Annotated in this window: 9 protein-coding genes; 3 read left to right on the forward strand and 6 right to left on the reverse strand. The window is 40.8% G+C overall.

Annotation, left to right across the window (positions count from 1 at the left end; translation table 11 throughout):
- The first annotated feature begins 50 nt into the window (after window positions 1-50).
- A complete protein-coding gene (locus P3L47_RS05640; RefSeq protein ID WP_277782972.1) occupies window positions 51-6,110 on the forward strand; it encodes a YDG domain-containing protein in 6,060 nt (2,019 codons plus the stop codon).
- A gap of 120 nt (window positions 6,111-6,230) precedes the next feature.
- On the opposite strand, the gene P3L47_RS05645 is transcribed toward P3L47_RS05640, so the two are convergent.
- From P3L47_RS05645 to P3L47_RS05670, 6 genes are all read right to left on the reverse strand, one after another.
- Window positions 6,231-7,787: an alpha-L-fucosidase gene (locus P3L47_RS05645; protein ID WP_427910539.1), complete on the reverse strand. Its 1,557-nt coding sequence runs from the start codon at window positions 7,785-7,787 to the stop codon at window positions 6,231-6,233.
- A 39-nt stretch (window positions 7,788-7,826) separates the two neighbouring features.
- Entirely contained in the window at window positions 7,827-9,362 is a 1,536-nt protein-coding gene (gene nanU / locus P3L47_RS05650) for a SusD family outer membrane lipoprotein NanU (protein ID WP_277782973.1), read from the reverse strand.
- 38 nt (window positions 9,363-9,400) lie between these two features.
- Window positions 9,401-12,961 carry a TonB-dependent receptor gene (locus P3L47_RS05655; protein WP_277782974.1) on the reverse strand — a complete coding sequence of 1,187 codons (3,561 nt, stop codon included), beginning with the start codon at window positions 12,959-12,961 and terminating at the stop codon, window positions 9,401-9,403.
- A 207-nt stretch (window positions 12,962-13,168) separates the two neighbouring features.
- Window positions 13,169-14,110, reverse strand: coding sequence for a FecR family protein (locus P3L47_RS05660; protein ID WP_277782975.1), 942 nt, complete (start codon window positions 14,108-14,110; stop codon window positions 13,169-13,171).
- 72 nt (window positions 14,111-14,182) lie between these two features.
- Window positions 14,183-14,731 carry an RNA polymerase sigma-70 factor gene (locus P3L47_RS05665; RefSeq protein ID WP_277783670.1) on the reverse strand — a complete coding sequence of 183 codons (549 nt, stop codon included), beginning with the start codon at window positions 14,729-14,731 and terminating at the stop codon, window positions 14,183-14,185.
- Window positions 14,732-14,943: 212 nt separating this feature from the next.
- Window positions 14,944-18,969: a hybrid sensor histidine kinase/response regulator transcription factor gene (locus tag P3L47_RS05670; RefSeq protein WP_277782976.1), complete on the reverse strand. Its 4,026-nt coding sequence runs from the start codon at window positions 18,967-18,969 to the stop codon at window positions 14,944-14,946.
- A gap of 294 nt (window positions 18,970-19,263) precedes the next feature.
- Here P3L47_RS05670 and P3L47_RS05675 point away from each other — a divergent pair, with 294 nt between their 5' ends.
- Together P3L47_RS05675 and P3L47_RS05680 are read left to right on the forward strand one after the other, a co-directional pair.
- A complete protein-coding gene (locus P3L47_RS05675) occupies window positions 19,264-22,500 on the forward strand; it encodes a SusC/RagA family TonB-linked outer membrane protein (protein WP_277782977.1) in 3,237 nt (1,078 codons plus the stop codon).
- A gap of 13 nt (window positions 22,501-22,513) precedes the next feature.
- Window positions 22,514-24,424, forward strand: coding sequence for a RagB/SusD family nutrient uptake outer membrane protein (locus tag P3L47_RS05680; protein ID WP_277782978.1), 1,911 nt, complete (start codon window positions 22,514-22,516; stop codon window positions 24,422-24,424).
- The last annotated feature ends 6 nt before the right edge of the window (window positions 24,425-24,430 follow it).

The following is a 24,430-nucleotide window of genomic DNA, read 5'->3' on the forward strand; positions in this document are numbered from 1 at the left end:
AAAGACTCCCCGGAAATAAACACTGGATATTAATATTAATGAAGATTATAATGAAAAAAAGAATACTTCTATTATTGGTCGCCATGATAGGGATGGCGACAAGTGCCGGGTGGGCACAAAGCGGAAGCGCAAATATTAAAACAGACCTGAAAGTCGCACAAAAAGGAAAACCCATAGTATTTTCTGTTACCACACAAAAGGGATCGGATGATAAAACTGTTCGTGTTGAATTAAAAATGAATGACGGAGCTGATTTGTCCGGCTGGAAGATGGAATATTATGAAGCACAACAGCAACCTGTAGGCTGGAAAGATTGGACACCGGAAGGAGGCGTTTACATGTATGGTCCGTCAAACGGTTTTCCGCTGATCAATGGAACTTCTTATTTTAGGATGACTCCTGCCGAATCCGGCGAGTATACTTATTCTTTATCGGTTAAAGAAGCAACAGGAAGTGCAGTGGTGGCGACGGCAAATTTTAAATTAGCAGTCAAAGATCAAGCTGTTACTCCAATAGCTTCTATAAGTGAAGAGAATTATGCATCTTTGGCGACTGCTGTTACTTTTGCTAAAAAGGATGCAACAATCAATCTATCGGAAGGCAACTTTCTTCTTGACCGAATGCTGATTATAGATAAACCGCTTTCCGTTATTGCTACTGATCCAAAGAAAACGACTATCCAGCCCACAGAACCGGGTACCTGGGTTATTCCTGAAGGAATGATAGAGAGTGAATCTAAACATCTGATTACTATCGTGGGGAATGCTACCGGAAACGTGACTTTGGAAAACTTGACTGTGGCTGAAGCACCGGCTTCCGGTATTAACGCCCAGTCTGCAATGAAAACCATACTTAAAAATGTATATTTGCCAGCCAATAAGAATGCGGGGTTGCTGGTGCATTCTACGGTGGAAGCTACAGGTTTACATACTCAGCAGAATGTTTGGGGTGGTGTAAATGTAGATCAAAGTTCAAAGACTTCTTATATTGTTTCTTTCAAATTTGATGAAACATCTACGTTCTCTGAACCCCTTAAGATTTGGTCTGAGATTACTGAAAATGAGAAGATCGTTACCGCTCCCAAAGGATGGACAAGCTTTTTAGGGAAAGGTGGTTCCGAGAATACTACGGATATGCGTTTTTGGAATAATTCGAAACTGGAAATGGAGTTTTGTGCAGAGTTCCCCACCAAACCAGCGTTTAAAAATATGTACTTTATTTATGCAAACGGTCAACCTGTAACTGTTTCACCTTCAACAAAAGATGGTTATGTAAAAGTCAGTGTAGATAATACAGATGATTTCCTGGAAATACCGGAAAGTAATAATCCTGTAATATTCGGAGGCTCCAAATATGCGGATGTTGAATCTTCACATATTACAATGACAGGCGGTAAGGTATTCATGATATTTGGTGGTGGCTACCTGGGAAATGTCAAGAAAGCAAACGTAGCAGTCACCGGTGGTCGTATTGAAGGCTATTTTGTCGGCGGCGGATATGGCCCTAAAGCCAAGTTTAATGAATCGAAGAAGACAGCTGATGTGACAGGGAAAGTAACAGCGACAATTTCAAATGCCTATATCCGTTATTTGGTATCCGGAGGTATGGAATATGCTAGAACGGAAGCAACAGATATTACCGTAACTGGAGAGAATACCGAAATTCTTTATGGTCTAGGAGGAGGCTTTGCTCCTGTCGGAATCGGTCAATCATTAGAAACATCATATGATGCGATTGCAAACCGAACCAATAACGCAAACTTCTCAATGACTAACGGTAAAGTCACAGGATGCTTTTATATTGGTGGCGGATATAGCTATTCTTACACGAAAGAGATTATTACAAACTTCAATGGTGTAACAGTAGAAGGTGGTATGAAAGGTGGAGGATCCAATGGGTGTTCTGATAATGTAAGGGCGACTTTCACAAAATGTAATTTCAGTAAAGGTACAAATGCGTATACTCCGAGCATTGCTGCGGTCAATCGCGGAAAAACTGGTACAGTCTCTATGACTTTCAACAATTGTACATTTACAAATGAAGTAAAGTGTTATCTGGGAGCCGATTCAGAATGGCAGGATGGCAGTTTTCCTGTTCCCGTTTCAGAAAATGCAATCTTTGCTTTTACCGGTAATGCTCCGGAAGTCTGCTTAAGTGAAGGGATGCAGAATGTTACTTTGGCAGGTGCACAAGCTAAAGCGAATGTATTTATTCAGAAAACGAAAGAGAAAACGGAAATTAAAGAATTTACTATTCCGGCAGGCAAAACCTGGGCTTTCAACCAGGGTCTAACAATCGCAGAAGGTTGTACTTTAACCAACAACGGAACATTATCCGTTCCTAAAGAGGATGTTATGACTGCTATTACTGCTGTTAAGGGAACCATTAAGATAAATGCTACTGCTGCAGAAGTAATAACACAGATGAATAAGGCAGGTGATAAAAAAGACCTTGACGGTACGAACTTCACCATCGAATGCTCCGATGCAGCCATTGCGTCTAATGCTGTTCTGGCCAAAGAACTTCTGAAGGCTGGCAAGAATACAATGTTATTAAAATTCGAAAGTTCTAGTTACTCTATCAATACCTATACAAAAAAACTTGCCAAAATCACTAACCTGCCTGATAGCGTTGTGTATGGTACGAAGCCGATTACGCTGACTTTCAATATAACAGGAGCGAAAGCCGCAATAAAAGGTAGCGATGATGGTGTCGTAAGCCTTGAAGGAAGTACGCTAACAATCCTGAAACCGGGAACGGTAACTTTCGACCTGACAGTTGATAATAACAACGATGCCACCAATACCCAAACACTGAAAGTAACAAAGAAAATGCTTACGGTAAGTGGTATTACGGCTAAAGAAAGGACTTACGACGGGACAACTGATATTGAATTAGTTACTACTGCCATGAATGTTCAAGGTCTTGTCGCTGAAAAAAATGCTACCGATGTTTTAAGTACTACTACCGGCGTATTATCTTCTCCCAATGCCGGAGATGCTGTACCGGTAATAGTAACAGCTACACTAAAATCCGAAAAGGAGGCTTATTATGAACTGGCTAATATAACAGGTGTAACAGCCAAGATAAATAAAGTGGCTCTGACTGTGACAGCTACTAAACCGGAAGCAATTGACTTTGGTAAGCCAATACCTACATTTGAAGCTACGCCTTCCGGTTTTGTAAATAATGAAACTGTAGAAGTCCTAGGCGGCACACTTCAATTTGATTGCCCTGCCACTACTACATCTTTAACCGGAGAATATCCGGTCATGCCTTTTGGGTATACTTCTCAGAACTATGCTATCGAATATACGCCAGCTAATTTAAAGATCAACGCGATAAAACCGACAGTGGAAATTACCGGTGTAAAGGTAAATTCGGTTGGTGCCGGTGCATCTATAACTGTCAGCGGTCGCGTATTATTGAACGGAGGTACGAAAACAAGTGAACTCCTTGCGAAGTTCGAAGCTAAAACAGGACAGACAACTAAGACTGTTGACGGCATCAAAGTGAAGGCAGACGGAACATTTACGGCTGATATAACAGAACTTACTTCGGCTGCTTACACAGTAGATTTGACTGTTTCAGATAAAGACAACAAGCTTACTTCAACAACAGTTACTTCCGAATCCATTGCCCTCAATGCCAAATTGCAAAATATCCGTTTTGCAACCGAACTGAGTCGCCTGGTTTACGGTAGTAAAGCTGCTATACAGGCTGAAGGGTATGCTGAAGGTGCAACAGTTAAATTTACAACATCAAATGAGGATGTCCTTGCTTTCAACGAAGATAAGACTGAAATTATAGCGAAGAAAGCTGGTTCAGCAACAATCACCGTTACGGCAACCTTAGACCAATATGTAACAGCAGTAGCAAAACAAACCATTACGGTTGAACCGAAAACATTGACCGTTACTTCGACAGTTGCTCCGAAAAGCTATGACGGAACAAACACGGCTGATGTAACATACAAGGTAAATGGTCTTGTAAACAACGATGTTGTCACAGTAGAAAAGGTAGATGCCACTTTTGCAAACGTCAATTGCGGAGCAGATAAGCGTATCACTTTATCCAAACCTCTTACATTGAGTGGAAAGGATGCCTCCAACTACCAGTTGATACAACCCTCTGAATTGAAAGGCACTATTAGTAAAGCCGGAAATCTGACAGTAAAAGCAACGAATGTAAGCCGTAAATACAATGATCCGATAAATGCATTGAAGTACACATTAGAAGTAGAAGGTTTTGTTAATAACGAAACATTAGCGACCGCTTTGCGTACAGGTGCCATTATTGTCAAAGAAGAGCCTATCGGTTCTTACACAGTGGATGTAAGTAAAGTCTCTTTCCCCAACTACGGTAAAATCACAGGAGTAGGTGGAAAAGTGGATATCATCAAAGGCACTCCGAAGGTTATTACTGTCAATACAACAGAAACAGAAGGCGTAGACGGCGTATTGGTCGAGGCGGCAGGCTGGGGAAACTTAGAGGTAAAAACACAAGAAGTTGAAGGAAGCAAACACTATGCGTATGTCACCTACGACGGTAATCAGATTGCACGGGGTGAAGAACTGGAAGCAAAACAAGCTACACTTCCAAACATCAATTGGGAGGATGCATCGCAAAAGACGAATAAACTTCTTTCAAAAGCAGCAGCAGAGGTGGCAGGAAAGGTGCTTACCTATGGTGATACACAAACGATTTCAGGAACTACTGGTTATACTGTCGAATCATCCGATCCTACGATTTTAACAGTATCTGGTTCAGATGGAACAAGAACAGTGACAGCAGTCGGCACAGGTAACGCAGCCCTTATCTTTACAAAAGACGGTGCTGTTTCTTCCTTGATTGTTCAAGTGAATCCGAAGCCGGTCTCATTAACTGTAACAGGTGCAAATAAAACTTACGATGGTACGACAACAGCCAATGTCGCTCTAAGTGTAACAGATCTAACGAATGCCGCTCTAAATTTGGGAGATATCACATTCGATTATGAATCTAAAGATGCAGGTGAGAACATTGCGATTTATCCATCCAAAACAATCCTGTTGCAAGGAGAGAATGCCAATAAGTATCAACTGGAAACAGCTTCTTTGAAAGGGAAAATCTCAGCAAGCACATTGAAAGTAACCAGTGCTGTCAGCAAATATTATGACGGTACCAATAAAGTTATTTTGAATAACTATTCTGCCGAAGGTCTCGCTGCCGGCGAAGAAATTCCGTTGACGGCTACCTTTGCATCAACAGGTGTGGGAACAGGCATTACTATCACATGGGCTGCCTTAAAAGGAAACTACACGTTAAATAATAGTTCTACTAATACAGGAAGTATCATCAAATCAACATTAGAGGCAACACTTCCTACCAGTGCTTCCAGCGAAAGTGATGTGAAAGACAAAATAACCTATATGATCCGCGAAACAGGTGCAGCCATTACAGCTGATGTAGCGAAAACAATCTCCAGCAGAGTAACGGTTACTAAGACCGGCAGCAATTCATTCCTGGTGAGTGGTGGCGATACAGAGAATTATTCGATTGTGTACTCTAGCAACACAATTGGTTTTAAATCCGAACCGAGCGATCCAGGTACCGGTACCGACCCGGAACCGGAACCGGAAACCGTAGCCGTAAGCAGCGTTTCTCTCGACAAGTCAGAACTGACCCTGCCGCGTCTGGGCACTTATACCCTGAAAGCAACCGTCAACCCGTCTGACGCTACCAATAAGAAGGTTAGCTGGAAGAGCAGCGACGAAAAGATCGCCACTGTCGATGCAGACGGTAAGGTGACGGCTGTTGCCGTAGGTAAAGCGACCATCACCGTCACTACGGAAGATGGCAACAAGACAGCTACCTGCGCCGTTACCGTCGACCTTGCTACCGGTATTGAAGAGTTGATCGCCAATACCCGCATCTATGGCCGCGATCATGTGATCTACGTCGAACCGGCAATGCCTGTCAACGTATTGGTGGTAAACACCAACGGCATGATGGTTTACAACGACCTTATCAGCTCCGCCACACAGATACCCGTTTCTTCAACCGGTATCTATATCGTGAAGATCGTAACAGGAAGCAAAACTTTCACCCGTAAGGTAAGCGTAAGATAAGCGTAAAAACAGTACACACGTACATTATTCTATTACCCCCCAATCGTCCTCACCGGACTTTTGGGGGGTAATTCTTTTTCCAAACGGACAATTATCAAACAAAGACGACCTTTTTCATTGTTACTTAACGTATTCAATTTTTAATGTCCACGCATAATCACAAGGCAACTCATCAAAAGATAATTCAGGCATAATTACATGAATATCATTCTCTTTTTGCTCCCACTTAACCTCTTTGTCGCTACCAAGCAAAGTCACTTTCGTTTTTGCTGTAGAATAAATATTTTTCAAAACAATCTTATCTTTAGGGTATTTCGGCAGGATTGCATATACAGAGTTTCCTTTAGCCGTAAAAAAGACTTCCTGTATGGCATAACCGGGATCCGGATCTATCGTTTGTTTCAATATAGCGTTTCCACTCACATAGTATTTTCCTTCAGGTTTCCAGTTTCTGTTACCTGCAGACCATTGTGAGGTGTTTTTCCATCTCCGGGTTCCATAAATAGCTTCACCATTCACTTTTAACCACTCCCCTATTTGAATTAATCTTTCCTGCATGATCGGAGGTATTTTACCATTAGCAGTCGGGCCAATACCCAGAAGCAAATTACCGCCTCTGCTTACAACATTCACTAAGGTTAGAACCAGAGCTTGAGGGCTGGAATAATCTTCCAGATCCTCATTCCGATTATATCCAAAAGAAAAGCCCATACCACGACATTCCTCCCAGGGTTTATCGAACTGAGCATCCCCGGCACTATATTCACGAGTATAATAATCACCATGTTTCTTCCCGTCGGAATATTTAGCCCATCTGTCGTTCACAACAACACTGTCTTTTACTGCCGATTCTGAATATAGCCAAGATAGGAACTCTTTAGTTTTCCAAACCGTATCACTTATATCATCAGGTCCATCCGCCCAAAGAAGGTCCGGTTTGTAACGATCAATCAAATCTTTTAGTTGTGGATAAAAATGCCTGTCCACAAATACATTCATCGTTTCGGGATGATATAAAGGATTATCCCACTCCCGGCAAGAGAAGTAGCACCCCACCTTTATATCTGTTTTTCTAAGTGCTTTCACATATTCTCCAACCAAATCTCTTTTGGCACCGATTTCAACACTGTTCCAGGGACGTCCATAATCACGGGAAGCCTCTTTACTCGGCCATAAAGCAAAACCGTCATGATGCTTAGTGGTCAATACAATATATTTAGCACCTGCTTTTTCAAACAACGCCGCCCATTCATCTGCATTATAATCCTGCGCTTTGAACATCCGAGCAAAATCTGCATATATAAAGTCTTTCCCATAAGTTTTTGTATGATAATCATATATTTCAGTTCCTGTAAAATCGCCATTTCCAAATAACGTTTTGTTGTCTAACCAATATTTATACCATTCTGAATAAGTACCTTTAGGTGACCAGGCCGGTACGGAATATAATCCCCAATGAACGAAAATACCCAGCTTCGCATCTTCAAACCAAACAGGAACAGGCCTACTATCAATAGAACTCCAATCCTGCTTATAACTTTGTTGAGTAAAAGCAGTAATTGTCGTCAAACCAAGGACAATGGAAAAACCAATCCTCCTTATTTTCTTTATAAATCTATACATAGATAATCTTCTTAAAAACTTGAATAGAAAATTCAGGGATGCCTGTACAGACATCCCTAATTTTATAAATCAATTATACTTATCACTAAATTATTAACTACCAGAGGTTTCATATCCCGGAGTTTGTTTCAAAGCCGTGTTATTCGTCAAAGTAGATTTATCTATCGGCCATAACAATTTTTTCTCATTACCGGATTCAGCCAGCGTATATTTGAAAACATATTCGCTACCAAAGCGTCTTAGATCATACCAACGTTTCCCTTCTATCAAAAATTCTTTAAAACGCTCTTCCAACAAAGCTTCATTGACATCCTTATCTATTGCCTGGTTCGGAAAGCCGATAGTTGCTTCATCATAATTTTCACCATAAGCCCGCCGTCTTATCTGGTTAATTTCATCTGCAGGATTCTCTCCCAACATCACTTTTGCTTCTGCCAATAAAAGCAAAAGATCTGCATATCGATAAATCGGATAATCATCGACATTAGAACGTGTGCTACCTGCATCTTGTGTTCCCTGGTATTTATAGCAATAAGCTCCTATAAGATCCAAAGAACCATCTTCCAATTTATTATAAGCACCATTCAAACTGGCCCGTTTACGACTATCTTTATCATCAAAACGTGCTAAATTGGTTTTCTTGATACCTAAACGCATTAATCCGGACAAATTTTCTTTAGATATATCAAACTTCTCTCCTGTAGAGGCATCATAATAAGTAGCCAAAGTTGCCGCATAAGGAAGTAGATTTCCTCCAAAGGAGCCATTCCACATATCAAACTCCTTCAGTTCACTACGCATAGCAAAGATAATTTCCTTATTTCCCTTCTGGGAATAAGCAAAAACATCTTTGTAGTTTTCCATTAAGCCCAAATCAGGAACATTCTGTCGAATATCAGTCAAAGCCGCTTTAGCTATGTTAGCATCACCGGTTCCGCCTCCCATTTGCTTAGCCGACCAAAGATATACCTCACCTTTCAACATCAACGTGGCTGCCTTTGACCAAAAAGCTTTACGACCTTTAATCGTATAATCAGAGCCAAAACTTTTTACAGATTCATCAATATCATTTTTAATAAACTTCATGACATCTTCTGCCGGTGAAGCCGCTTTTGCCAGATTAGTCAAGTCCAACTGTTCGGTAGGTTCTGTCGTTATTATGGCATCTCCCCAACTACGCAGCAAATGGAAATAATAATAAGCACGCATACCGTAGGCCTGTCCCAAATAGTAATTACCGGCAGCTTCTGTCAGATTATCCGTATTAAGTATTTTATAAATCATCAGATTTAACTGGTTGATATTTTCATAAAATCTACCATAATTAGAGATAACAGGATTTTCTTCATTCAGCGTATTATAAGGTAAACGTTCCATTCCCTGTGATGCTTCTCCACCAAACGGTTGGTCACCGAATACATCACTACGAGCCTCTCCCAATAAAAAATAATTGAACGAACCTTCTCTGAAACGAGTGTGCAGACCATTCATAAATGCATCGAAATGATCCGGAGTTTTCCAATAATTATCGTCGGTAATAGAACTTACCGGCGTTACATCCAAAGATGTACATCCTCCTAATGAGAATAAAGAGGTGACAAATATAAAAGATATTACTATTTTTTTCATCTGAGTCTTTATTTATAATTATACAATTTCAACATACATCAAAATGAGACTGATACACCCAACAAGATTGTACGGGGCATAGGATATCTACCCTCATCCACTCCCGCATTATTCTTTTTGATGGCTGGTTCAGGGGACATTCCTTCATAACCGGTTATATAGAAAAGATTCTGACCGGTAATATATATTGAAGCATCGCTCAATGTTGCTTTCTCAATAATTCGTCTCGGTAAACGATAACTCAAAGTGATCTCTCTTAACGCCAGATAATCACCCTTTTCATAAAAACTTGAGTTATTATTATTAATATTGGGATTTGCATTATTAGAACGCGTTATATTCTTCTTAACCAGCTGATCCGCATAGTAGAACTTAGGGAGGGCTGAATTCGGATTTTCCGGCGACCAACTATCTTTCACATCCGTAATAATATTGAATGATCCCTGATACTGTCCCAACGAACGAGCTTTTAAGTCATTATACAAGATATGTCCCAACGAATAATCGAAACGGGCAAATAAGGAAATATCCTTATAAGACACAGTTGTTGAGAAACCACCGGTCCATTTGGGTAACACATTGCCAATCTTCACACGATCCAATTCATTAATAACGCCATCCTCATTCAAATCGGCCCACATAACATCACCCGGTTCGATTGGTTTCTTTCCGATCTTTTCCTTATCGCTCATCTGTGCCCATTTATTTGGACCGTAAAGCTCTGCAATTGCATCATAACGATCACCGGCATTATTTTTTACATCATCCCAGTCACGAAAGATACGTTCTTGCTTATATGCATATACATCTCCCAAAGTCTTACCTTCCTGGTATCCTCCTACCCAGATATTTTTACCTGTTGCAGGATCATAAACTTCCATACCTCCCTGACGGTTATTCTCATTTCCGTTATAAGGTAATTTAATAATCTTATTCTTTACGAAAGAGGCATTGGCTGAAAAATCCCAACTAAACCCTTTCTGGTTAGTCAATATATTGAACTTCGCCTCTACTTCAAATCCTTGATTACGTAAACTTCCTAAGTTCGTACGTATACTACCGAATCCGGTATAACCCGGCAAATTCAGATCAGTCAGCAAATCACTTGTCGTACGGTTGTAGTAATCCATAATCAAATTGATCCGGTTCTGTAAAAACCCGACATCCAAACCGACTTCAAATGAATTACTTTTTTCCCAACGCAAATTATTATTCACCAATTTAGTATTCAGGAAACCAACCTTTCCATCATAAGGAATAGGAATACCCGATGAATTATTAATTGTATTATATTCTCCGTAAACCTCATAATTACCCAGGCCGGCAACATTTCCGTTTACACCATAACTGACTCTGGGCTTCAGATTCGAAACTACATTTGCCAATTTTGAATCTTTAAAAAAAGCTTCTTCATGCATATTCCAACCGGCAGATACTCCAGGGAAAAAGCCCCAACGGTTGTCACTTAACTTAGAAATACCATCATAACGGGCTACAACAGAAAACAGATATCTATAATCATAATTATAATTCACACGTGCAAATCCGGATAACATACGATAACCGTCCTTATAGGAATAAACAGATACCTTATCACTGGAAGCATTCAATGTCGGTATATCATCACTAGGGGCTTTATTTCCTTTCTCTTCCATCTTAAAACGGTTGTAATCAAAATATTCTCCCCCTACCATTGCATCCAAATGATGCTTTTCTGCAAATGTTTTTGCATAGGTAAGAGTTGCACTGTGCTGCTGTTGGAACTGACGTTCATACATTGCGCGTGCAGCACGGGTACTATTTGGATTGGAATTATTTTGTGTCTGATACTGCTTATCAAAATCTTCCTGCTCGTTATCTATATAATAGATCGAACTGTTTTCATTCAAAGTCAAACCAGGAATTATTTCCCAGGAACCTCCGACATTGAAAGTCGTTTTTCTTATATTATTGAGGCGTTGTAGTTTATCTTTCCAATAGAGAGGATTACCATCGGAGGAACCAATACCTGATGTAGGTTCACCTGCTTCCGAAAACGGACTATAAGTCGGCCAGGAACTCATTGTACGATAGAACAACTGTGCTTCACTGATCCACATATTTGGTTTTTTAGAGAATGAATAAGTTGCTCCCGCATTGACTTTTATATTATCACGAACCTTATATGAGCCATTCACATTCCCTGTAAACCGTTGATAAGAAGTACCTACCACCTGTCCTTGTTCATCATAATAACCAAAAGAAGTAAGGAATGTTGCTTTATCGTTTCCTCCGGTAACACTAACATAATGGTCCTGTGTAAAAGAAGGATCATTGAAAGCGGCATCCATCATAATCCCGCCATAATCTTTAAAGATCAGTTGACCTTCCCCGTCATAAGGGTCTGTCATTTGTTGCCATCCTTCATTCAAAAGATGCTTATTCTCATCAGTCAGATAATGAACAGAATAAAAATCACCTGCACTTGTTCCATATCCGTTAGTATTGTTCACCTGCTGTAAAGTACGGGATACCCCTGCATCATTAGCATATTTATTTCCTAAACGGTTATAATATAAGAAGTCTTTTGCATTCAGAAAGTCATATCCTTTACGCGCAAAATTCATACCTCCTTTAAATTTATAAGAAACGGTAGCTTTACCTTCCTTACCTCTCTTGGTTGTCACCAGTATAACGCCACTATTCGCACGAGCTCCATAAATGGCAGTCGATGCTGCATCTTTCAATACCTGTACTGATTCTATATCGGCAGGATTTATATCGCTTAAAGAGCGAACGACTCCATCTACAACCACTAATGCTTGATTATAAGCAGGATCACCAGTTATCGTAGCACCACCACGCAATACTATATTCGGAGCCTCACCCGGCTTTCCGGAAGTATTAACAACACGTAAACCACTGACACCTCCCTGCAAAGCCTGTGCGGCATTTGATACGGCAATATTCTCCAATGCCTTATTATCAAGTTTCGAAATAGCAGTTGTCAATGTCGTACGCTTTTGCATACCGCCATAACCTGTTACAACTACTTCTTCCAATTGCTCTGAATCTTCAGACAAAACGACATTTATGGTCGTTTTGTCTCCCACAGGATGTTCCTGTGGCTGGTAGCCAATGTATGAGAACTGTAAAACGGCATTATCTCCAATAAGAGAGAGCAGATACTCCCCGTTCAAATCTGTAACGGTTCCGTTAGTTGTCCCTTTTTCTATAACATTCGCACCGATAACAGGTTCACCAAACTGGTCCTTGACAACCCCCTTAACGCTTTTTGTTACTTGTTGAAGAGATGAGCTTTTTTTCATCAGAAGGATATTACTCCCTTCCATGGCATAAACGATATCCGAATTACCAAATATTTTGTTTAAAACCTCAGCCACCGTCTTATTCCGGGCTTTCAACGAGACCTTTCCACTCAGATCGACCTTTTCATGATTGTACACAAAAAGATAATCTGTTTGTTCTTCTATCAGTTTAATAACATCCTTCGTCTGCAACATATTAGCTTCAATGCTGACACGTGCAGTTTGAGAGTTCAAATTCTCTGAGAAGACTGTTGAAACACACAATAGTATAAAAACTAAGGATAACTTCATAACTCTAATAATGTGTTTAAATTCACTTAATAACAGGGCACAATCCTCCCCTGTACATTTTTTTTTCATAACTTTGTATTACTGAAATGTTAGTACTTGATTTAATTATTCCAAGGTTGTCAGCGTGCTGACATTTTATGCCGGATTATGTTGACGCATAATCCGGTTTTTCTTTATCATACTTTCTGCTACTATATCATAGGCTATTCATTTTATAGTTATTTGATTTAATTCATTATCTTTTACATAGATGAATCTATGTTCCAATTGTAATACCTTTAAAACATGTTCAACCCCATCTTTCACACGGAATTTCCCGGAGTATCGTTCTTTCAGGAATGGAAGATCAGCTACATCTATATGAATGTCGTAATACAGGCACAACTCTTCCATTATTTCTGATATAGGCTGATTATTAAAGCATAAAAGACCTTCTTTCCATTTAAAATGATCCATATTATTTATATCGGAAGATATATATTTACCTTCTTTAAATCGAATTTGTTCACCTGGTTTCATCATATATTTTGAAGAAGATTCCAACGATTCAAGTTCTACACTCCCTTTCAGCAATGCGATCTTAAGTTCCGGATTTTTCGAATAAGCTGTTACATTAAACTCGGTGCCTAAAACCTTTATATCCACTTTCTCTGTTTTTACTATAAAAGGAGATGCTTCATTACGTTTTACATCAAAATAAGCTTCTCCCTCCAGCTCAACCTGCCGACAATTTTTTTGAAAAGTAACCGGATACACTATTCGGGACTGTGCGTTTACCCAAACTCTCGTACTATCCGGAAGAATCAGTTCTGCCCGTTGACCGGAAGGTACATATAACGTCTGAAATAAAGAAGGCTCCCCTTTATGTTCTTCTTTGTTCAATAAAAATTCGATCCCCACTATAAACAAAGCGACAGCTGCTACTTTCCCGATTTCCATTATAATACGGCGGAATACAAAAGAACGTGACTTTTTCACTTTCTCTTGCAGCTGTGCAGATTGATTCAGAACCGAAATATCATATAACTTATGTAAAGACATATATTCTTTGACATTATCCTTATCGACATCCAGCCAATCAACAACCGTTTCCACTTCCTCCGGTGTAACGTTGCCTTCTACATATCTTTGTAATAGATCCTTATCCATTTCTCTATTTTATCGTTTCTAATAATATAGACAACACACAGATAAAAATCCCTAAACAGATTTGAAATTATTTTAGGAAATAAAGAGGAAATAAAAAAATGGAAGGTATTCTTTTAAGGCTATTCGTAAAATTTTTAACGATTTAGTTATATGATATTCCACGCTTTTAGAGCTTATGGAAAGTTCTTCTGCTATTTCCTTTACCGAACGACATTCATATCGGCTCATTTCAAAGACACGACGCGTTTGTTCGGGCAATGATTGTAAGGTCTCCTCTACTATTCGAGTGATTTCAGAAGAAAATATCTCTTCCGGATCACACGCTTGTAATGTAGATATGCGGTAATTCAAATCACGATCCATTTTAGAAGAGATTGACTCAGAGGCTGTTTTTCTTACGTCCAAATGTTTAAGATGGTTTAATGCTCCATTTTTAAGCATCACCAACAGCAGAGACAGAGGGTGTTCCACCTCCTCCTTTTTGCTTGTCTCCCATAAATTAATTAAAGCTTCGGATACAATATCTTCCGCCACCATATCATCTCTGACATAGGACTTCACAAACAAAAACGATCGTTTGTAATAACCGGTATATACATCACTGAAACTTATATTACCCATATCCCAATCAAACCTCCTAAAAGATCTTTTCATCTATCAACATTATGCAAATGTAATCTTTTATTACTCCAATGACAATATTTATTATAAAATCCGATCTCATTCTGAACACCTAATACATGCCACAACTACATTCCGTTCATACCACAGTTGGATTTCGTTTGTTCCACAGATGAGTTTCTTGGTAATCCGGTATATCCCGGTAATGAAAACTATAAAGCATTATACCGTGACGGCGACACGCCGAACTGCTTCGTGAAGTGTTTACGGAAGGTCGTTATATCATTATAACCCACCATTTCGGCGACCTCCTGGACGGAGTATTTCTTCTGCATAATCAGTGAGGCGGCTTTACTGATACGTATGCTGCGGATCACTTCGATGATAGATAAGTTACTTTGTTGCTTCATCTTCCGGTATAAAGTCGGTTGGCTAAGGTTCAACAGGCTAGCCAGACTCTTCGCACTAAAATCCGGATTAGTCAGGTTGGCTTCGACAATACCGATCACCTGTTGCATGAAAGGATCGGCAGCCTCTTCATCGTCCGGCCTCTCTTCCGTATGTTTCAACATCAATGTCTTTGTATAAATACGCTTCAGTTGTTCACGCAGATGGATCAGGTTCTCCACCTTCGCTTTGAGGATTTCGGGGTTGAAAGGTTTCATGATATAATCGTCCACACCAATCCGGGTACTCTTCAATAAATCTTCTTCTTCCGCCTTTGCCGTAAGCATGATGACCGGGATATGGGCTGTCGCCAACTGCTGCCTGATCTCCTGTATGCAAGCAAAGCCGTCTTTTACAGGCATCATAATATCTGAAATGATCAGGTCTGGGATCTCTTCGGTGGCAATTTTTACTCCTTCTTCTCCATCATGGGCTTCCAATACCTGGTAATCTTTACAGAACAAAGAATAAATATAACTTCTGATCTCATCGTTATCTTCTATGATCAACAACTTCTTTCCTGAAGTAACCTTCGTATCTTCTTCTTCTTTCTGCGTTCTATAGAAAGTCTCTTCTTCCTTTGTTTCCCGGACATCTTCAATCCACTCATATTCATCCTCTCTGAAATGTTCCTTACCCAGTGGCAGGTAAAGCGTAAATCTCGAACCTTTCCCCGGAGAGCTATCTAACAATACCTGCCCATGATGAAGATCCATCGTATTTTTTACAATACGTAAACCGATACCCATCCGGGTAGAAAATGAGGGATCATTTTTACCCGTAATAAACGAATCGAAGATACGTTCCTGCAAATCTTCCGCTATACCGGGACCATTATCCGAGACGGAAAGCAAGCAGAACATTTTCCCGTCGACCTCTTTCTCTTCGAGCGAAACCCTTATTATTCCGTTGTTTGGAGTATATTTAAATGCATTCGACAGTAAATTTTTTAATGCCGACTCTATCTTCCCGGCATCTATCCAAAGCTCTAAAGAAGAGATACCAGAGTCCAGGACATACTTAGTACTTTTTATCTCCGCCATCTGCAGGAAAGAGGCCATCACCTTCCTCACAAGCGCTACAATCTCTACTTTCGACAAATGAAGCTGAACCATGCCGGCCTCTATCTTCTGGACATACAACAATTGGTTCACCAGGGTAGATAATGAAGTGGCATTATTATACACCAGAGAGAGCTTATTTTGTAAAGCCTGAGACAAACGTTCAGTCTGCAACAACTCCTGTAAAGGAGAAAGAATCAACGTTAATGGTGTACGTAATTCGTGCGATACGTTCGTAAAGAAATTTTCCCGCTCACGGCTGATTTGTTTCTCTTTCTCACGTTCCAGATTGGAAACAAAAAGCTCATGTTTCAGGCGCTCTTCCTGGGTGAGCCGGACCTGCTCCTTCTTGACACGGCGCATCAGATAATATATCATCCAAACAACAAAGACTAATACCAGTAAGCGGAACCAGACCGTTTCATACCAATAAGGCAGTATCCTTATAGTCAACGAGGTCGTTTCGCCATTTAAGCCGTTAGGGAAAATGCTCCTTACTTCAAAGAGATATTCCCCGGCAGGCAGGTTAGCATAAGAAATCTTTTCTCCATCTCCAGCCACCAACCATTCAGACTGTCCGGGAACAAGCCGATAACTGTATTTCTGCAATTCTTCCGAATAAGTCAGATTACTAAACATCAATGAAAAATTATTATTAGACGCATTGAGTGTCAGTTCATTCGTATAAGGAATCCCTTCTTTCAGAATTACCTGGTCATTTATCTTCTGACCGATCACAACCGATTTATTATCGACATCCAATCGGGTGATAACCACTTTATTGGGTTCCGGCCGATCATTCATTACGTCTTCCGGCAGAAAATAAGTTATATTCTTATTATTGCCCCAAAATAAATAATTCTTATAATGTATAACAGAGCGGTTATTACCGGATATGTAATAATTATAAAACAGTTTTTGGTGTTTACTGTAGCGACAAATACTGGAATTAGTACCAAGCCATAAATGCCCCTGCGAATCTTCACTGATACAACCGATAAAATTGTTACTCAGTCCATTATGCGTCGTATAGAAACTCCCGATCGAATCGGTTCCGATCTTCATGATACCGAAGCCGTCCGCATAACCTATATATAAATTCCCATCTGCCGAAGCAAAAAGGGAACGGGCATCCTTCGCCGGAATATTAGCCGCTTGCTCAAAACCGGAACGTAGCATCCCATTTTGAAAAGTAAACTTCTTTAAACCATCAGTCGTACTCAGCCATAAACATTCACCGGGAACTTCGGCAATAGCTTTGATCGTTCCCGGCACTGCATAATGAGAAAAATGTTTGGACACAGGATCGAAAAGAAGTAATCCGTTTGTTGTACCCAGCCATAACCGTTCCCGTTCATCACTGAATATATACCATATACTACCTGTCCAGCCCGGTTTGTCCGGAATACGGACAGGATAAACCATAAATGATTCATTATCCGAATCATACTCAATAAGTTCCGACTGGTTATTTCCAAACCATAAGTTTCCTTTATGATCGGTTTCCACGCAAAGTACGGTGTTGCCGGTTCCTACCGGGACAGGTTTAAAAGAGAGTTTTTCCAGAGGATCGAATGCTTTTGTGCTTTTCAGTATTCCTTTATGAAAAGAGGCAAGCCAGATATACTGCTTTTTATCGGTTGCCATACCGCATATTTCATTATGTGTTTCTTGATGAAAACGCTGATAGAATTGTTTCCGCAAATCAGAAGTATATACCCCTCCGCCTTGTGTTCCAATCCATAGGATACCTTCCGGATCATAATAGGCAGAGATCATACGGGTTTCCAGGTTACGGTGCAGTTGTGAAGCCGTATTGTTATAAACCTCCGTCGTATATAAAGTAGAATCTTCTTTCTCCGGAATAAGAATCGTATATCCGTTCCAGGTAGCAGCCAACAGACGACCGTTTCCCATCGGAACCATCTGATATACATCCCAGTGAGATAATGTTCTGCTTTTTTCTTCGGGCTTATAGGTGTACTGATCGTATTTTCCCGACCTCGGATTATAACGGATAGCCCCATTAGCCCATGTTGAAAGCCAGATATATCCGTCTGCATATAAAAGCCTGTTGACATGTACTTTATTTACTTTTGGTAAATCTCCTTTATCTATCATCTGATAAGAAACCGGATCGAATGTCACTACATTTCCCCAGTCTGTTGCAAGATAGATAATTCCCTCCGGCGACTGGCACATAGCCGTATAATTGGTATTATTTCCTGCCAAATCGCTGAATTCTATTTCTACCCGAAGGTCAACCCCAAGCATATTTCCTTTCTGATCTTTCTTGTAATCAATGGAAATAAGATAAAGGGATTCATACGATATAGCCCATAAAGAATTGTCTTTTTGCAATAGTATGTCCTGGACTCCGGTATATTTTCCGTTTAGGTGAACAGGGATATATTGTTCCATCCTCCTATCGAAACAGTAGATCTGTTCGTCAGCGATCAGCCAAAGCAAGTTATTCTCCGATTCGCGGATTTGGTTTACTTTCATATACCGTTCATCCAAACCGAAATTTCGGATATTCTTTCCGTCGTACCGGCTTAACCCGTTATTGGTTCCGAACCACATAAACCCGTCTCTATCTTTATGGATACAGGAAACGGTATTATCGGCCAACCCATTCTGCATAGTAAGTACCCGGATGTCTTTTTCAAAAAAACTATATCCGGACAGGTAGCAAAGAATAAATAATATTATAAATAAAGATCTCCTCATATTCCTCCTTAACAAAGTCCAGTATGTAAACACAAAGAACATTATTACAAAGAAACAAAAAAAGAGGAAGAATACACCAACGCTAACAAAATAAAAAGTCTGCAAAAATAAAGTATGAATAAAACACCCACTATTTATGAATAAAACACCCGCTACGCTGATACACAGGTTACAAAATAAAGAAAACACCCGTTGTTAATGAAGAAAACGCCTGTTATCCTTTCCAGGTATACCACATACTTTTGCTTACAAACATTTAAAAATTTTAGTATTTACACCTTAAACTAAAAGAGAATGAAGAAGAGAGTCACGTTATTAATCGCGCTGCTGCTTACCAGTATATCTTATATATACGCGCAGCAGCTTACCATTACTGGTACTGTTATCGACAAAAGCCTCGGTGACCCCGTTATCGGAGCTTCCGTATTGGTAGAAGGAACCACAAACGGAACCGTCACAGACATCGACGGTAAGTTTTCAATCAACGCCTCCAAAGGCAATGTATTAAACATTTCTTACATCGGTTACCAGACACAAACGATCAAGTTGGACGGAAATCAAACCGTCCTGACCATCCAACTGGGAGAAGATACTCAAGCGCTGGATGAAGTCGTTGTCGTAGGTTTCGGTTCACAAAAGAAAGTAAACCTGACAGGTGCCGTTTCCACTGTCGACAACAAAGCGTTGTTATCCCGCCCTGTCGCTCAGGTAGGACAGGCTTTGCAGGGTGTCGTTCCCGGGTTGAACATGTCACTCAACAATCAGGGAGGTGCACTGGGTAACGCTTTAAAAGTAAACATTCGTGGTACAGGAACCATCGGCGAAGGCTCGACGGACTCTCCGCTGATCCTGATAGACGGTATCGAAGGAGATATGAATGCTTTGAATCCGGACGATATCGAAAGCATCTCTGTATTGAAAGATGCTGCCGCGTCCAGTATTTATGGTTCACGTGCACCGTTCGGCGTTATTTTGATTACCACTAAAAGCGGTAAAAGCGGTAAAGCTCAAGTAAATTATAGCAACAGCTTCCGTTGGTCAACGGCTACAAACCTGCCGGATATGATGGATTCTTACACGTTTGCCAAATTCTTTAATGCAGCAGCTTTAAACAGCGGGCAAAATGCCACATTCGATAATGAAACGATTGAAAGAATTCTAGCCTATCAACGAGGAGAAATCACAACAACGACCGTACCTAACCCAGGTAACGGGATGTTTGAATTCAACACGAAAGCAAATGATAATCAGAATTGGGCACGTAATCATTTTAAAACCGCTTTCACACAGGAGCATAACGTTAATGTGAGCGGAGGAACAGAAAAACTGACCTATTTCATGTCAGGAGCCTTTATGGACCAAGGTGGTAATATGCGTTATGGAAACGATGATTTCAAACGTATGAATGCTTCTGCGAAAATCAATTCACAAGTGAACGACTGGCTGCAGATAGGAATAAATACCCGTTTTATTCGTGAAGAACTCGATCGTCCGACATATGCGAACGATGACCCGGACAACACAGCCAACGGAGTCGATATAGGTCTGTATTACCATGACATTTCCAGAACATGGCCTACTATGCCTTTCAAAGATCCGAACGGACATTATATGCGTAACGCGAAGATCATCCAAATAAAAGATGGCGGACGTTATAAACGCAGAAAAGACATCATTTATACACAGGCAAATTTCACTATTACCCCTCTAAAGGATTGGAATATCCGCGGAGATGTGAGCCTGAAGGCAGAACATATCAACAAAGACGAAAACCTGGCTAAAATTTATGAATACAACTCAAACAACGAGCCTGTTGCCCTGGCGTTTGCCGGTTCATACGGAGCAGGAGCCACCTATGCCTGGTCATCCGCTCAGGACAACAACTTGTTGACAACCAGCTTGTACACAGATTATTCGAAATCGATCCGGAAAAACAACTTCAAGGTAATGGTCGGTTTCAACTCCGAGTTATACAAGCAGAATTACGTTTATGCAAGACGCGATGACGTGATCAGCGACGAAGTTCCCAGTATCGATGCCAGTATGGGTAAAGACTATACTTCTGCTAATAAAAAAGAATGGGCAACAGCCGGTTTCTTCGGACGTTTAAACTATGACTACGACGGACGTTATCTGGCCGAGGTAAATGTACGTTACGACGGTTCTTCACGTTTCCTGAGAGACAAACGATGGAATGTATTCCCTTCTTTCTCCTTAGGATATAACATCGCACGCGAAGCTTTTTGGGAATCACTGTCTGATTATGTAGGAACACTGAAGCCTCGCTTTTCATGGGGTAAATTAGGTAACCAGAATACAAAAGATTTTTATCCGTTCTATCCGGCACAGCCGCTCGGAATGAAAAATGGTAAATATTTGATCGGCGGACAGATGCCGACTACGGCAACAGCACCATTGATGGTCAGTGACCTGATGACATGGGAAAAGATTACAACCACCAATATTGGTCTCGACTTCGGGGCATTCAGCAATCGCCTGTCAGGTTCTATCGAATGGTTTAAACGTAATACCGACGATATGGTCGGTCCACCGGAAGAAAAATCATCCATCATCGGTATCGACAACGACAAGCTGCCACGCATCAACAATGCAACTATGACAACTAATGGTTGGGAATTAGCCCTGAATTGGAACGACCGCATCGGTAAGGTAGGATATACGATCGGTTTCACTTTAGCTGATGCAAGAAGTAAAATTACCAAATATCCGAACGAATCAGAGATCATCGACCGTAAAAATTCAAGTGGGACGATGGTATATGTGCCTTATAACGGAAGATACATGGGTGACATTTGGGGATTTGAAACCATCGGTATAGCGAAGACAGACGGAGAAATGCAGGCGCATTTGGCAACAACCGACCAATCAGAGATCGGTAGTAAATGGGGAGCAGGCGATATCATGTACAAAGATTTGAACAATGACGGTAAAATCTCATACGGTTCAAGAACAGTCGACGACCCGGGAGATCGTAAGATCATCGGTAATGAAACTCCACGCTACCAGGTAGGTATCACATTGGGAGCCGACTGGAACGGTTTCGACTTCCGCGCATTTTTCCAGGGTGTCTGTAAACGTGACATCAGGCTAACAGGAAACTTCTTCTGGGGTGCTACAGGAAATATCTGGCAGTCCATCGGATACAAAGAACATTTTGATTATTTCCGTCCGGTAGGCGACGATATGGGAGAAAACCTGAACTCCTATTTCCCAAAACCGTATTTCGACGGTAATAATGCCAGTAAAAACCAGCTAACTCAAACCGGTTATCTGCAAAGTGCAGCTTACTTGCGTTTAAAAAACCTGCAAGTCGGCTATACTGTTCCCAATTATCTGGTTAACAAGATTGGATTAACCAAAGTACGCGTATACTTCTCCGGTGACAATTTGTTCACTATCTCTTCCATCTTTGGAGTATTCGATCCTGAAGCTGTTGGCGGTTCCTGGGGTAACGGTAAAATTTATCCTATTTCCAGAACGCTTTCATGCGGTGTAAATGTTTCATTCTAAAATTAAAAACATCATGAAAAGACAATCAATCATTATATTATCCCTTGTAGTAGGAGCCTTTTGTTTTACTGCATGTAACGATTTCCTGGACAGGCAACCCATCTCTTCTGTTACCTCGGAACACTATCTGAATACGGAAAGTGAATTAGCCAGTTTCGGAGCGGCCCAATACGCTGCTCTGCCCGCTCATCAGCCCGGAGCCTACAATATCGGTATATTCAAAACAGACAACAATAGTGATAACCAATGTGCCGCAGAAGAAGAAAGCAACTTCATTCCCGGCGAACGTCGTGTTCCGCAGAGTGGTGAATGGGATTTCAAGAAAATACGCGACTGTAACTATTTCTTCGAAACTGTATTACCTAAATACGAAGAAGGAAAAATCAGTGGTACGGATGCCAATATCCGCCATTATATCGGTGAGATGTATTTCTTCCGCGCTTTCCAATATTTTACTTTCATGAAGAAATACGGAGACTTTCCTATTGTCGACAAGACATTGTCGGACGACTACAAAGAATTGGCCGAAGCTAATCAACGTCGTCCTCAAAACGAAGTAGCCCGTTTCATATTAAAAGATTTGGACACAGCCATAGAGATGCTGAAGGAAACACCTCCCGAATCGAATCGCCTAACGAAATATGCAGCATTATTACTCAAATCAAGAGTAGCCCTTTATGAAGGAACCTGGTTGAAATATCATGCCGGTACTGATCGTGTTCCGGGTGGACCAGGATGGCCGGGAGCTAATGCCAGTTATCTGAAAGATTTCAGTATCGATCTGAATGCTGAAATTAAATTCTTCCTTTCGGAAGCTAAAAGCGCAGCACAAATCGTAGCTGACAAGTTCCCTCTGGAAGATTATTCAAGTATGTTTAACAGTGCTGACCTGTCCGACAAGAAAGAAGTACTGCTTTGGAGACGTTACGATATCGACCTTAAAGTCTTTCATTATGTAGTTTCTTCCATGCAAGCGAATAACTCTAACGGTAACGGTTGCGGTAATACCGGATTTACCCGTTCATTGGTTGAAAGCGTGTTAATGAAAAACGGTCTGCCGATCTATGCTTCCGGCTCCAATTACAAAGGTGATAAAACGTTGGAAGATGTTACAGCCAACCGCGACAATCGTTTCCGTGAATCTATCAGTATCCCAGGCGATCAGATTACCCCTATCGCTAATTTCTTCCGCCCGGGTCTTACCATGATAACGGAAAGCAAAAATACGACCGGTTACTGCTTGCGTAAAGGGATCGACCCAAACCTGAATTTGGGAACCAACCCAAGTAATACAGGTTGTGTGATTTTTCGTGCCGCAGAAGCTTATCTAAATTATATCGAAGCGAATTATGAACTCGATCGTAATCTGGATGCCAAAAGTACCGCTTATTGGAAAGCTCTTCGCGATCGTGCACAGGTGGACAACGACTTCCAAAAGACAATTGCAGCGACCGACCTGTCAAAGGAAAATGATTTAGCTACTTACTCCGGAGAGCAGCAAGTAGACGCAACCCTGTATAATATCCGCCGTGAAAGACGTATCGAATTTCTGGCCGAAGGTATGCGTCTTGACGACCTATACCGCTGGAGATCACTTGACAAGATGAAAAATTATATCGTAGAAGGTTTCAACCTATGGGACGAAAACTACAAACTATATGATAATGGTGATCTGAAACCGGAAGGTGAAGCCGATGAGCCAAACGTATCGAGTCGTGCACACAAATACGTGCGTCCGTATCAGATACACAAAAACAACAAGGCATTCAACGGATATACCTTTATGCAGGCTCATTACCTGGCTCCTATCGCTCAAGATGTAATTCGCCTGAGTACACCGGAAAAAGGTGGAGACATGAGTACTGCATATATCTATCAGAATCCGGGTTGGGATATTCAAGCTGGAACAAGCGCCCAGAAATAAGTGGAA

The organism is Parabacteroides chongii (assembly GCF_029581355.1).
In the GTDB taxonomy this organism is placed as follows: domain Bacteria; phylum Bacteroidota; class Bacteroidia; order Bacteroidales; family Tannerellaceae; genus Parabacteroides; species Parabacteroides chongii.

Bases quoted from the DNA above. Each gene is read 5' to 3' on its own strand.
- P3L47_RS05640 (WP_277782972.1), top strand. From the start codon at position 51: ATGAAAAAAAGAATACTTCTATTATTGGTCGCCATGATAGGGATGGCG.
- P3L47_RS05645 (WP_427910539.1), bottom strand. From the start codon at position 7,787: ATGTCTGTACAGGCATCCCTGAATTTTCTATTCAAGTTTTTAAGAAGA.
- nanU (WP_277782973.1), bottom strand. From the start codon at position 9,362: ATGAAAAAAATAGTAATATCTTTTATATTTGTCACCTCTTTATTCTCA.
- P3L47_RS05655 (WP_277782974.1), bottom strand. From the start codon at position 12,961: ATGAAGTTATCCTTAGTTTTTATACTATTGTGTGTTTCAACAGTCTTC.
- P3L47_RS05660 (WP_277782975.1), bottom strand. From the start codon at position 14,110: ATGGATAAGGATCTATTACAAAGATATGTAGAAGGCAACGTTACACCG.
- P3L47_RS05665 (WP_277783670.1), bottom strand. From the start codon at position 14,731: ATGGGTAATATAAGTTTCAGTGATGTATATACCGGTTATTACAAACGA.
- P3L47_RS05670 (WP_277782976.1), bottom strand. From the start codon at position 18,969: ATGAGGAGATCTTTATTTATAATATTATTTATTCTTTGCTACCTGTCC.
- P3L47_RS05675 (WP_277782977.1), top strand. From the start codon at position 19,264: ATGAAGAAGAGAGTCACGTTATTAATCGCGCTGCTGCTTACCAGTATA.
- P3L47_RS05680 (WP_277782978.1), top strand. From the start codon at position 22,514: ATGAAAAGACAATCAATCATTATATTATCCCTTGTAGTAGGAGCCTTT.